This window comes from Pseudomonas sp. GW821-FHT11D10 (assembly GCF_058808435.1).
This window is the reverse complement of the sequence record NZ_JBXARR010000008.1, coordinates 169077-181515: the sequence shown is the minus strand read 5'-3', so window position 1 is coordinate 181515 and position 12439 is coordinate 169077. Positions and strand designations below refer to the sequence as shown.

General features: G+C 61.6%; 9 protein-coding genes. 4 read left to right on the top strand and 5 right to left on the bottom strand.

Annotation, left to right across the window (positions count from 1 at the left end):
* Positions 1 to 97: 97 nt before the first annotated feature.
* The gene (gene rmf / locus AC1RT4_RS22350) at positions 98 to 313 is read right to left on the bottom strand and encodes a ribosome modulation factor (RefSeq protein ID WP_003223300.1); all 216 of its coding nucleotides are present in this window, start codon (positions 311 to 313) and stop codon (positions 98 to 100) included.
* A gap of 530 nt (positions 314 to 843) precedes the next feature.
* On the opposite strand from rmf, the gene rlmKL reads away from it, so the two are divergent.
* A complete protein-coding gene (gene rlmKL, locus AC1RT4_RS22345; protein WP_207985524.1) occupies positions 844 to 3114 on the top strand; it encodes a bifunctional 23S rRNA (guanine(2069)-N(7))-methyltransferase RlmK/23S rRNA (guanine(2445)-N(2))-methyltransferase RlmL in 2271 nt (756 codons plus the stop codon).
* A 146-nt stretch (positions 3115 to 3260) separates the two neighbouring features.
* On the top strand, positions 3261 to 5645 hold the full coding sequence (locus tag AC1RT4_RS22340) for a sensor domain-containing diguanylate cyclase (RefSeq protein WP_493087926.1): 2385 nt from the start codon (positions 3261 to 3263) through the stop codon (positions 5643 to 5645).
* A 186-nt stretch (positions 5646 to 5831) separates the two neighbouring features.
* Here AC1RT4_RS22340 and dacB read toward each other — a convergent pair whose 3' ends face one another.
* On the bottom strand, positions 5832 to 7292 hold the full coding sequence (gene dacB, locus AC1RT4_RS22335; protein ID WP_007952030.1) for a D-alanyl-D-alanine carboxypeptidase/D-alanyl-D-alanine endopeptidase: 1461 nt from the start codon (positions 7290 to 7292) through the stop codon (positions 5832 to 5834).
* Between the two features lie 234 nt (positions 7293 to 7526).
* On the opposite strand from dacB, the gene AC1RT4_RS22330 reads away from it, so the two are divergent.
* Positions 7527 to 7871, top strand: a complete 345-nt coding sequence (locus AC1RT4_RS22330; protein ID WP_007952029.1) for a YggL family protein — start codon at positions 7527 to 7529, stop codon at positions 7869 to 7871.
* Positions 7872 to 7924: 53 nt separating this feature from the next.
* Here the strand turns inward: AC1RT4_RS22330 and AC1RT4_RS22325 are convergent, their stop codons facing one another.
* Positions 7925 to 9115 carry a benzoate/H(+) symporter BenE family transporter gene (locus AC1RT4_RS22325; RefSeq protein ID WP_493087923.1) on the bottom strand — a complete coding sequence of 397 codons (1191 nt, stop codon included), beginning with the start codon at positions 9113 to 9115 and terminating at the stop codon, positions 7925 to 7927.
* 224 nt (positions 9116 to 9339) lie between these two features.
* On the opposite strand from AC1RT4_RS22325, the gene AC1RT4_RS22320 reads away from it, so the two are divergent.
* Complete coding sequence (locus AC1RT4_RS22320; protein ID WP_007952027.1) at positions 9340 to 10104, top strand: GntR family transcriptional regulator; 765 nt, start codon at positions 9340 to 9342, stop codon at positions 10102 to 10104.
* Positions 10105 to 10173: 69 nt separating this feature from the next.
* On the opposite strand, the gene guaD is transcribed toward AC1RT4_RS22320, so the two are convergent.
* Positions 10174 to 11478: a guanine deaminase gene (gene guaD / locus AC1RT4_RS22315; RefSeq protein ID WP_179692137.1), complete on the bottom strand. Its 1305-nt coding sequence runs from the start codon at positions 11476 to 11478 to the stop codon at positions 10174 to 10176.
* A gap of 13 nt (positions 11479 to 11491) precedes the next feature.
* Complete coding sequence (gene xdhC, locus AC1RT4_RS22310; protein ID WP_007952025.1) at positions 11492 to 12349, bottom strand: xanthine dehydrogenase accessory protein XdhC; 858 nt, start codon at positions 12347 to 12349, stop codon at positions 11492 to 11494.
* Positions 12350 to 12439: the final 90 nt, after the last annotated feature.

The following is a 12439-nucleotide window of genomic DNA, read 5'->3' as shown; positions in this document are numbered from 1 at the left end:
AGGAGCCCCTGGGCCGTAGCCCGCCGTCCGGGAAGGACGTGCATGGTGATCAGGTTGTTGCGAAATCAGATTGTCGTGTCGGAATAAGTGCCCTGTGTCAGCCGACGGCGTGAAGTTCGTTGAGTCTGTGGATTCCCGCAGTGCCGGTCATACCGTCCCAGTTGTCGCCGCGTCCTTCTCGCCAGCCGTTGATCCAGGCTTGACGTACCGACGGTAGAGTAAATGGGCAAAGCTCACGGGATTTTCCACCAACGCCATATTGATATCCGCGCAAAAATGCTCTTTCCAACGGATCACGCTTAAGTCTTCTCATAGGGTGTTTCCCTCACTTGTTGACTGTTTTTGTCGCGTCGACCTCAATTGAGGTCTGGCAGAAAAACTCTGCCGTTGGCGGCTCGCTGCCGGCGTGGCGAGCCAAGGTGTTGACGCCGTTGCGACGTCAACCTGTGTCCAGTTCTAACCAATGAGTCACATCGATGGAATGACCGTTTTGTCATAAGGACGTAACGAAAAAGATGCTATGGCCATAAGTAACCGCGTATTTATCCAGTGTTCATTGGCCAAACCCCGGTATGATCGGCCCCGCGCTGGATGATGAGGTTAATCCTTTAGTGAGAATGACCCACGTTTGCGCTGGGGTACTATTCGACGAAGGGTTGCTTTGAGTCATTTTGTTGCTTCAACTTTTTTATCTGTCCCGGCATCTAAGCTCTTTTAACCCGAGCAGCGGGGATGGAACGGCACACCTTCGTGCCACGCGGGCGCTCTTGTAGAAAAGCGCCTGATTGAAAACCGGATCGGCAATGCGTTGCCGGTTCATTAGCCAAAGGCTCTGGAAAAACCATGTCCGACCGTTTCGAACTCTTCCTCACTTGCCCCAAAGGCCTTGAAGGCCTGCTCATCGAGGAAGCCGTCGGGCTTGGCCTTGAAGAGGCCCGCGAACACACCTCCGCCGTGCGTGGCATGGCGACCATGGAAACCGCTTATCGCCTGTGCCTCTGGTCGCGTCTGGCCAACCGGGTGCTGCTGGTGCTCAAGCGTTTCCCGATGAAAAACGCCGAAGACCTGTACCACGGCGTACTCGACGTCGACTGGCAGGATCACATGCTGGCCGACGGCACCCTGGCCGTGGAGTTCAGCGGCCACGGTTCGGGCATCGACAACACCCACTTTGGCGCCCTGAAGGTCAAGGACGCCATCGTCGACAAACTGCGCACCCCGCAGGGCGACCGCCCAAGCATCGACAAGCTCAACCCGGACCTGCGCATTCACCTGCGCCTGGATCGTGGCGAAGCGATTCTGTCCCTCGACCTCTCCGGCCACAGCCTGCACCAGCGCGGTTACCGCTTGCAGCAGGGCGCTGCGCCGCTGAAGGAGAACCTTGCAGCCGCGATCCTGATCCGTTCCGGCTGGCCGCGCATTGCCGCCGAAGGTGGCGCGCTGGCTGACCCGATGTGCGGTGTCGGCACGTTCCTGGTCGAAGCCGGCATGATCGCCGCCGACATGGCGCCGAACCTGCGTCGTGAGCAGTGGGGCTTCACCGCCTGGCTGGGTCACGTACCGGCGCTGTGGAAAAAACTGCATGAAGAAGCCGTCGAGCGCGCCGCTGCCGGTCTGGCCAAGCCGCCGCTGTGGATCCGTGGTTATGAAGCCGACCCACGCCTGATCCAGCCGGGCCGCAACAACGTCGAACGCGCCGGTCTGAGCGAGTGGATCAAGATCTATCAGGGCGAAGTGGCGACCTTCGAACCGCGTCCGGACCAGAACCAGAAAGGCCTGGTCATCTGCAACCCGCCGTACGGCGAGCGTCTGGGTGATGAAGCCAGCCTGTTGTACCTCTACCAGAACCTCGGCGAGCGTCTGCGTCAGGCCTGCCTGAACTGGGAAGCGGCGGTGTTCACCGGCGCGCCGGACCTGGGCAAACGCATGGGCATCCGCAGCCACAAACAGTATTCGTTCTGGAACGGCGCGCTGCCGTGCAAGCTGCTGTTGATCAAAGTACTGCCGGATCAGTTCGTCACCGGCGAGCGCCGCACCCCGGAGCAGCGTCAGGCCGAGCGCGAGCAAGCCGCTTACGATCAGACGCCTAACGAGCCGCAAGAGCGCAAGTTCAACAAGAACGGCAACCCGATCAAACCGACGCCGGCTCCGGCGCCCGTGATCGAGCAACCGCGCCTGAGCGAAGGCGGGCAGATGTTTGCCAACCGCCTGCAGAAGAACCTCAAGGCGATGGGCAAGTGGGTCAAGCGCGAAGGCATCGACTGCTACCGTGTCTACGATGCGGACATGCCGGAATACGCCATGGCCATCGACCTGTACCACGACTGGGTGCACGTTCAGGAATACGCCGCGCCGAAGTCGATCGACCCGGAAAAGGCCTCGATCCGCATGTTCGATGCGCTGGCAGCCATTCCGCAGGCGCTGAACATCGACAAGAGCCGCGTGGTGGTCAAGCGCCGCGAGCGGCAGAGCGGCACCAAGCAGTACGAGCGTCAGGCGGCTCAGGGCAAGTTCAATGAAGTGACCGAGGGCGGCGTGAAGTTGCTGGTCAATCTCACCGACTACCTCGACACCGGGCTGTTCCTCGATCACCGGCCAATGCGCATGCGGATCCAGAAAGAGGCCGCCGGCAAGCGCTTCCTCAACCTGTTCTGCTACACCGCGACCGCTTCCGTTCACGCGGCCAAGGGCGGCGCGCGCAGCACCACCAGCGTCGACCTGTCGAAAACCTACCTCGACTGGGCGCGCCGCAACCTGTCGCTCAACGGTTTCTCCGACAAGAACCGTCTGGAGCAGGGCGATGTGATGGCGTGGCTGGAGAATTCCCGCGACGAATACGACCTGATCTTCATCGATCCGCCGACCTTCTCCAACTCCAAGCGCATGGAAGGCATCTTCGACGTGCAGCGTGATCAGGTGCAGTTGATCGACCTGGCCATGGCCCGTCTGGCAGCGGGCGGGGTGTTGTATTTCTCCAACAACTTCCGCAAGTTCCAGCTCGAAGACAACCTGGCCGAGCGTTACGCGGTCGAGGAAATCACCGCCAGCACCATCGACCCGGATTTCGCCCGCAACGGCAAGATCCACCGCGCCTGGAAAATCACGGCTCGTTGACACTCTGCAAAATTGGATCCACAGAGCCTTGATTTTTAAAGGCTCTTGGATCCGTTCAGAGCTAGCCAAATTAGTGGCTAATAGCTATAACTCACACACGGCCGATGGGGTTTTTCCCGCAGATGCTGACGTAGTGAGTGGCTTTTATGTCGTTGCACCCCGTGCGCCCGAAGATATTGGGTTTTATCAGCGAAGAAGTCTCGGCCTGGCTGGTCGCGCTGCTGGTATTGCTCGCCGGCGGGATTCTCACGGGGCTGCTCGCCTGGGGCACCCTCAATCAGTTTCATAGCCAGTTGCGCCAACGCTTTCAGCTGCTGGCCAACGAGCGCTACAGCCGCATCGAAGAACGTTTTCAGGATCAGGAGCAACGCCTCGACGGCCTGCGCCGGTTCTTCGCCAACTCCGAATCGGTGTCCCGCGCCGAATTCGACGGCTACACCCAACCGTTATTACTGCGCACCCAGGCCTATTCGTTCGCCCTGCGGGTGAGCGGTGCCGAGCGTGCAGCCTTTGAACAGCGGGCGCGGGATGAAGGCCTGAGCACCTTCAGCGTGCGCGAACTCAATGCCCGCGGCGAGCTGCAACTGGCCTCGGCCCGCGATGAATACGTGGTGGTGTTGTACAGCCAGACCCAGAGCCGGCTCGGTTCGCCGCTGGGTTACGACTTGCTGGCCCAGCCGCTGCGCCGCACGACCCTGGAGCGCGCCGACCAGATCGGTGGCCTGGCGGTGTCGCAGCCGATGCATCTGGTGGCGATCGAACCGGCCTATGCACGCGGCGTGCTGTTGGTGGCGCCGGTGGTGCGCCCCGGTGAGCCGAAGTCGTTCGGCTACGTGATGGCCGTCATCAGCATGCGTCAGCTGCTGGCGGACGGTTTGCCGGATGCGTTCCATGACTATCTCTCGGTGCGCATCCTTGATCTGTCCACCAACGATCAGCATGAAGTGCTGTTCGAATCGACCAATGAACCGGCGCCGAGCGATCTGTCCGCTACCCGGTTGGTGCGCATGGCCGATCACGACTATCAGGTGGATATCCTGCCGAGCGAAGCGTTCATGCAGGCCAACCATTCGTCGGTTGGCAGCGTGGTGGTGCTGGGCGGATTGCTCAGTCTGCTGCTGAGCGCGCTGCTTTATGTGCTGGTCAGTCAGCGCCAGCGCGCGTTGCGCATGGTCGAGTTGCGCACTCAGGAACTGCATGAGCGCGAACAGGAACTGCGCGGCACCCACGGCCAGTTGCGCGGGGTGCTCAACGCGGCGACCCAGGTGGCAATCATCGCCACCGACCTGCGCGGTGTGATCAACACCTTCAACCCCGGTGCCGAGCAAATGCTCGGTTACCGCAGCATTGAAGTGATCGGCCACATGACCCTGGAAAACCTCCACTTTCCCCGGGAGCTCGTGGCCCGCGCGGCGGAGCTCAGCGCCCGTTATGGCAAGGCTATTCCGACCTGCCAGGCGATGCTGGTGGAGGGCGGCGAAGTCGGCGGGCACGAGGCGCGGGAATGGACGCTGGTGCGCAAGGACGGCAGCCACATCCCAGTGAACATGCTGGCCACGCCGGTACTGGACGAGCAGGGGCTGTGGGTCGGGCATCTGGCGATTTGCATTGACATCACCGAGCGCAAGCGCGTGCACGAAGCGCTGGCCGCGCGGGACGTGCTGTTGAAGAAACTCAGCGCCCACGTTCCCGGCGGGATCTATCAATTCAAAATGGAGTTCGACGGGCGCTTCAGCGTGATCTACGCCAGCGACGGCATCCGCGAGATCTACGAGCTGGAGCCGGACGTGCTGCTGCTCAACGCCGAAGCGATCTTCACCCGCATCCACCCGCAGGACGTCAGCCGCGTGCGCAAGTCGATCCGTGCCTCGGCAGACAACCTCAGCCCGTGGCGCGAGGAATACCGCGTGCAGCTGCCCGAGCGCGGCCTGCGCTGGGTTCGCGGCGAGGCAACTCCAGAGGAACTGCCGGGCGGCGGCGTGCTGTGGCACGGTTATATCTCCGACATCTCCGACCTGAAGCGCGTCGAAGAAGAATTGCGCGCGTTGTCGGTGACCGACGCCCTGACCGGCATTCACAACCGGCGCTATTTCCAGGAGCGCCTGACCACCGAAATGGCCCGGGTCGAGCGTGGCGGTGGCGAGTTGTCGGTGATCATGCTCGACATCGACCATTTCAAGCGGATCAACGATCAGTACGGTCACGCAGCGGGCGACCGCGTGTTGCAGGCGGTCTGTGAGCGCATCGGCCATCGTCTGCGGCGTACCGACGTGTTCTGCCGGTTGGGCGGCGAAGAGTTCATGGTGCTGTGCCCGGACATCGACGGCGATCACGCCCACATGCTGGCCGAAGAGTTATGGCAAAGCCTGCGCGGTGCGCCAATCGATGTGGTGGGGGTGGTGACGGCCAGTTTCGGGATTGCCAGCTGGCGACCCGGGGAGGGCGCGGACGCATTGTTGCTGCGGGCGGATTCGGGGGTCTATGCGGCGAAGCAGGGCGGACGGGATCGGGTTGAGCGGCAGATGAACTGAGCCCCTCTGCCACCTGATCGTTCCCACGCTCTGCGTGGGAATGCCTCCGGGGACGCTCCGCGTCCAGTGACGCAGAGCGTCACGGGCTGTATTCCCACGCGGAGCGTGGGAACAATCAGGTTTGGGGGGCGGCAGTTTCGGCTGTGATGATTCCCACGCAGAGCGTGGGAACAATCATTTACAGGGTTACAGAACCGAAGCGGTCTGCGGCGTCCGCGGCTGTTTGTAGAGATCCAGCAGCACCTGATCCAGCACCGACGACGCGCCGAACGGGGCCTTGTCGTTGAGGATCGCCACCACCGCCCAGGTGTTGCCGTTGACGTCGCGGCTGAAGCCGGCAATCGCCCGTACGGTGTTCAGGGTGCCAGTCTTGACGTGGGCTTCGCCGCGCATCGCGGTGGTCTTCAGGCGTTTGCGCATGGTGCCGTCGGTGCCGGCAATCGGCAGCGAGCTGATGTACTCGGCGGCGTACGGGCTGTGCCAGGCCGCTTGCAGCATGCTGGCCATCTCACGGGCACTGACTCGCTCGGAACGCGACAGACCGGAGCCGTTCTCCATCACCAGGTGCGGCGCAGTGATGCCTTTCTTCGCCAGCCACTGACGGACCACGCGTTGCGCGGCTTTGGCGTCATCGCCGTCGGCGTCGTTGCGGAATTTCTGGCCCAAGCTCAGAAACAGCTGCTGAGCCATGGTGTTGTTACTGTATTTGTTGATGTCGCGGATGATTTCCGCCAGATCCGGCGAGAACGCGCGGGCCAGCACTTTGGCGCTGCTCGGGGTCGGGGCCAGACGATCCTTGCCCTGGATGCTGCCACCCAGTTCCTTCCAGATCGCCCGTACGGCGCCAGCGGTGTAGGTCGCGTGGTCGAGCAGCGACAGGTAAGTCTGCGAGCTGCAGCCTTCGCCCAACTGGCCGGCCACGGTCACGGTCACGCTGCCATCGGCCTGCGGCACCGGGTTATAGCGCACGCCGCCGGTGCATTGTTTGGAGTTGAGCGCTTTGACGGTGTTTTCGATGTTGATGCTGGCAATCGGCGGTTCGACCGAGATCAGGACCCGGCCATTGTCGTTGCGGGCCACGAAACGCAGGGCCTTGAGGTTGACCAGCAGCGAATCGGGCTTGACCAGGAACGGCTTGTTCTCGTCGTTGCCGTCATCGTTGAATTCCGGCAGTTGCGGCTGCACGAAGAAGCTGCGATCGAGCACCAGATCACCGGTGACCTGGGTCACGCCATTGGCGCGCAGGTCGCGCATCAGCAGCCAGAGTTTTTCCATGTTCAGCTTCGGATCGCCGCCACCCTTGAGGTAGAGGTTGCCGTTGAGGATCCCGCCGTTCAGGTCGCCGTCGGTGTAGAACTCGGTTTTCCACTGATGGTTGGGGCCGAGCATTTCCAGCGCCGCGTACGTGGTGACCAGCTTCATGGTCGAGGCCGGGTTCACCGAGACGTCGGCGTTGTACACGGTCGGCGTACCCGGGCCGTCCAGCGGCACCATCACCAGCGACAGGGCAGTGGGCTGCAGTTTGCTGGCCTTGAGGGCTTTTTCGACGTTGGGGGTCAGGGCGGTGTTGATGGTGGCAGCGGAGACGGGCAAGGCCAGCGGTAGAAGAAGACCGGCCAGGAGCAGAGGACGCAACGATTTGATCATATGAAATAAAACCCTACAGCCGAGGGGAAAAAAGACGAGGACATGGATGAAAAGGCCCTCAGTGGTCATGAAAGTGTCGGCATTATGCCCCAAGGTGTAACAGCTTGTGCCTTTCGCAAGGGCGCCAATTCGTTATTTTTTTACAGGCGGTCGCACGCACGTCCCAGAGAGTCGGGCAATCGCCGGCTTAAACTGGTAAAGTGCCGGCCGTTATTACTTAAGAGGATTGTTCCAATGGCGACTAACCGTTCCCAGCGTCTGCGCAAAAAACTGTGCGTCGATGAATTTCAAGAGCTGGGTTTCGAACTGAACCTGGGCTTCAAAGAAGACCTGTCCGAAGAAGCCATTGACGCTTTCCTCGAAGCATTCATCAAAGAAGCCATGGAAGCCAACGGTCTGGGCTATGTCGGCGGCGACGACTTCGGTCTGGTTTGCCTGCAGAAGCGTGGTTCGGTCTCCGAAGAGCAGCGCGCTGCTGTTGAAGCCTGGCTGAAAACCCGCTCCGAGCTGACTTCTACTGAAATCAGCCCGCTGCTGGACGTTTGGTATCCGGAAAAGCCGATCAACGCGGCCAAGTGATACTGAAAAAACGGCGACCTGAGGGTCGCCGTTTTTTTATGCCTGCTTTTTACTCAGGCCTTGCGCCAGTTGAGGATCAGCAAAGTCAGCACCCCCGCGACAATCCCCCAGAAGGCTGAACCGATGGAAAACAGCGTCAGCCCCGACGCCGTGACCATAAAGGTGATCAGCGCCGCTTCCCGTTCCTTCACCTCGGTCATGGCAATGCTCAAGCCGTTGATGATCGAACCGAACAGCGCCAGTGCGGCAATCGACAGCACCAACTCCTTCGGCAGCGCGGCAAACAGCGCCGCCAGCGTGGCGCCGAACACCCCGGCAATCCCGTAGAAAATCCCGCACCACACCGCAGCGGTGTAGCGTTTGTTGCGATCCTCATGGGCATGCGGCCCGGTGCAGATCGCCGCGCTGATGGCTGCCAGGTTTATGCCGTGGGAACCGAACGGCGCCAGCAACAGGGACGCGATGCCGGTGGCGGTGATCAGCGGCGAGGCCGGGACGTTGTAGCCGTCGGCCCGTAGCACGGCGATGCCGGGCATGTTCTGCGAGGTCATCGCTACCACAAACAGCGGAATGCCGATGCTGATGGTCGCGGCCAGGGAAAAGTGCGGCGTGGTCCAGACCGGGGTCGCCACTTCCAGATGAAAACCGCTGAAGTCCAGCAAACCCATGAAGCCCGACAGCCCGGTGCCGATCAGCAGCGCAGCGAGCACCGCATAACGCGGCGACAGGCGTTTGACGATGAGATAAGTGAAGAACATGCCCAGCACCAGGCCGGTGCGGTGTTGGGCGGCTACGAAGATTTCGCTGCCGATCTTGAACAGAATCCCCGCCAGCAGCGCGGCGGCGAGGGACGCCGGAATCTTTTTTACCAGCCGTTCGAAACTGCCGGTCAGGCCGCAGATCGTCACCAGCACCGCGCAGGTGATGTAGGCGCCAATCGCTTCGCCGTAGGTAACGCCGCCAAGGCTGGTGATCAACAGCGCTGCGCCGGGCGTCGACCACGCAATGGTAATCGGCGTGCGATAACGCAGGGACAGGCCGATCGAGCACACCGCCATGCCGATGGAAATCGCCCAGATCCACGACGAAATCTGCCCGCTGGTCAGGCCCGCCGCTTGCCCGGCCTGGAACATCAGCACCAGCGAGCTGGTGTAGCCGGTCATCATCGCGATGAACCCGGCGACGATGGCGGAGGGCGATGTGTCCGCCAGCGGGCGCAGTCGGGTGTGGGTAATTTCGTTCATGACAGCGGCGTTCCTTGTTCAAGCCACGGATTTCGGGTTTAAGCCTAAACTCAAACGTAACGGAGCGTTGCAATACAGCCGAGGCCACAAACAGCCGTACAGTCGTGTTGCCACCTTCCATTGTGTACAATCGCGCTGTTTTTTACGCGATACTTGCCAGCGACCCACTGTGCCGTATTACAGTCACGGTCAATTCGCCGCAGTTCTTCCCGACTCGAGTGCCCATGAACGAACAGTTGCAACCCCTCAAGAAACAACCGCGAGCAGGCAAAGCCGGCCGCAGCGGAACCCAGGACGATATTGTCTATGCGCATATCTTCGAGGCCATCCTCGAACAGCGTCTGGCGCCCGGCACAAAGTTGAGCGAAGAAGCGCTGGGGGAAATTTTCGGGGTCAGCCGCACCATCATTCGCCGCGCGCTCTCGCGTCTGGCCCATGAAGGCGTGGTGCTGTTGCGGCCGAACCGTGGCGCAGTCGTCGCCAGCCCGAGCGTTGAAGAAGCGCGTCAGGTGTTCCTCGCCCGGCGTCTGGTGGAACGCGCGATCACCGAGCTGGCAGTGCAACACGCCACCGCCGAACAGATCGCCGAACTGCGCCAGATGGTCAACGACGAGCGCGACAGCTTCTCCCGTGGCGATCGCGGTGCCGGCATCCGTCTCTCGGGAGAATTCCACCTGAAACTCGCCGAAGCGGCGAAGAACGCGCCGTTGATCAGCTTCCAGCGCAGCCTGGTTTCGCAGACGTCGCTGATCATTGCCCAATATGAAAGCGGCAACCGCTCGCACTGTTCCTACGACGAGCACACCCAGTTGATCGATGCCATCGAAGCGCGCAACGGCGAGCTGGCAGTGGACCTGATGATGCATCACATGGATCACATCGACAGCAAGCTCAACCTCGACGAGGAAAGCGCTTCGGACGATCTGCATGCAGTGTTCTCGCACCTGTTGCAGACCAAGAAGCCGGGGCGGCCGGCGGTCAAGCTCTGAGTCGAATCGACAGGCAATAAAAATCCCCCGGACTGCAAAGTACCGGGGGATTTTTTTGCCTGCGGAAAACTAGCGCTGGTGCACCAGCGCGCCTGCTGCATAAGTCTGAGCCACAGTGCGGTCATCGCCCAGGGTCATCAGCACGAACAGCGTTTCGGCAATGTTGTTGGCCTGCTTCAAGCGGTAGCTCAGCAGCGGCGTGGCGTTGTAGTCCAGCACCAGGAAGTCGGCGTCGGAGCCCGGTTGCAGGTTGCCGATCTTGTCTTCCAGACGCAGCGCCCGCGCGCCGCCGAGGGTGGCGAGGTACAGCGACTTGAACGGGCTCAGGCGCGCGCCTTGCAACTGCATCACCTTGTAGGCTTCGTTCAGGGTTTGCAGCAGCGAGAAACTGGTGCCGCCGCCGACGTCAGTGCCGAGGCCGACATTCAGTTTGTGCTTCTCGGCCATCGGCAGATTGAACAGGCCGCTGCCGAGGAAGAAGTTCGAGGTCGGGCAGAAAGCGACCGCCGAACCGGTCTCCGCCAGGCGCGCGCACTCGTCGTCGCACAGGTGCACGCCGTGGGCAAACACCGAGCGCTCGCCGAGCAATTGATAGTGGTCGTAGACGTCCAGGTAGCCCTTGCGCTCAGGGAACAGCTCCTTGACCCACTCGACTTCCTTGAGGTTTTCGCTGATGTGGGTCTGCATGTACAGATCCGGGTATTCGCTGAGCAACTGGCCGGCGAGGGTCAGCTGTTCCGGGGTGCTGGTCGGGGCGAAACGCGGGGTGACCGCATAGTGCAGACGACCCTTGCCGTGCCAGCGCTCGATCAGCGCCTTGCTGTCGACGTAGCTCGATTCCGGGGTGTCGGTCAGGTAGTCCGGCGCGTTGCGGTCCATCATCACCTTGCCGGCGATCATCCGCAGGTCCAGCTTCTCGGCGGCTTCAAAGAACGAGTTCACCGACTGCGGGTGCACGCTGCCAAACACCAGCGCGGTGGTGGTGCCGTTGCGCAGCAGTTCTTTGATGAAAATGTCCGCCACTTCATCGGCGTGGGCCTTGTCGGCGAACTGGCTTTCGCACGGGAAGGTGTAGGTGTTCAGCCAGTCCAGCAGTTGCTCGCCGTAGGCGCCGACCATGCCGGTCTGCGGCAGGTGGATGTGGGTGTCGATGAAGCCCGGGGTGATCAGCGCATCCTTGTGATGCGTGATCTCGATGTCCGCCGGCAGGGTCGGCAGCAGTTCGCTGGCGTGGCCGAGGGCGCTGATCTTGCCGTCATCGACCACCAGCAGGCCGTCCTCGAAATACTCGTAGGAGGCTTCGATGCCGACCTCGGCAGGGTCGGCGATGCTGTGCAGGATGGCGGCGCGGTAGGCTTTGCGAGTCAGAGGCATGAGGGTTCTCTAATCAGTTTGAGGCTTTGAGTGTGGCGGCCTGACTGCGGCGCGAAACCGGCAGCAGTTTGGCAATCGGTTCGGCACTGGCGGTGTGCTGGCCGAAATTGGCGTTATAGGTGGCGATGATTTCGCCGGCGATGGAGATGGCGATTTCCACAGGCAACTTGCCTTTGACTTCGCCGATGCCCATCGGGCAGCGCATGCGTTGCACGACACTGGCGTCGAAACCACGATCACGCAAACGATGTTCGAACTTGGCCCGTTTGGTTTTCGAGCCGATCAGGCCGAACCAGGTGAAGTCGTTGCGCTTGAGGATCGCGGCGGTGAGTTCCAGATCCAGCTGATGGTTGTGGGTCATGACGATGCAGTAACTGCCGGCGGGCAGGTCGTCGATTTCATCCACAGGTTCCTCGGCGACGATTTTGCGCACGCCGTGGGGAATCTGTTCGGGGAATTCTTCTTCTCGGGAATCGATCCAGCGCACCCGGCAGGGCAGGCTGGCGAGCAAGGGTACCAGCGCGCGGCCGACATGACCGGCGCCGAACACGGCGATCTGCGCCTGCACCTGGCCCATCGGTTCGAACAGCAGCACCGTGGCGCCGCCGCAGCACTGGCCGAGACTTGCGCCGAGGCTGAAGCGCTCCAGATGGGTGTCCTGCTTGCCGCTGGCGAGCATCTCGCGGGCGATCTGCATGGCTTTGTATTCCAGGTGCCCGCCACCGATGGTGTCGAACGTCTGGCGGGCGCTGACGACCATTTTCGAGCCGGCATTGCGCGGCGTCGAGCCGAGCTCTTCGATGATCGTCACCAGAACGCAGGGTTCGCCCTGGTTCTGCAGGTCGGCGAGGGCGTCGATCCAGTTGTACATATCTCACCTCTCAGATCGTTCCCACGTCGAGGCGTCGAACCGTCGCGTGGGAATGCATCACTGGACGCTCCGCGTCCGTTGTTCAGGATG

Bases quoted from the DNA above. Each gene is read 5' to 3' on its own strand.
- rlmKL (WP_207985524.1), top strand. From the start codon at position 844: ATGTCCGACCGTTTCGAACTCTTCCTCACTTGCCCCAAAGGCCTTGAA.
- AC1RT4_RS22320 (WP_007952027.1), top strand. From the start codon at position 9,340: ATGAACGAACAGTTGCAACCCCTCAAGAAACAACCGCGAGCAGGCAAA.
- AC1RT4_RS22325 (WP_493087923.1), bottom strand. From the start codon at position 9,115: ATGAACGAAATTACCCACACCCGACTGCGCCCGCTGGCGGACACATCG.
- guaD (WP_179692137.1), bottom strand. From the start codon at position 11,478: ATGCCTCTGACTCGCAAAGCCTACCGCGCCGCCATCCTGCACAGCATC.
- AC1RT4_RS22330 (WP_007952029.1), top strand. From the start codon at position 7,527: ATGGCGACTAACCGTTCCCAGCGTCTGCGCAAAAAACTGTGCGTCGAT.
- dacB (WP_007952030.1), bottom strand. From the start codon at position 7,292: ATGATCAAATCGTTGCGTCCTCTGCTCCTGGCCGGTCTTCTTCTACCG.
- rmf (WP_003223300.1), bottom strand. From the start codon at position 313: ATGAGAAGACTTAAGCGTGATCCGTTGGAAAGAGCATTTTTGCGCGGA.
- AC1RT4_RS22340 (WP_493087926.1), top strand. From the start codon at position 3,261: ATGTCGTTGCACCCCGTGCGCCCGAAGATATTGGGTTTTATCAGCGAA.
- xdhC (WP_007952025.1), bottom strand. From the start codon at position 12,349: ATGTACAACTGGATCGACGCCCTCGCCGACCTGCAGAACCAGGGCGAA.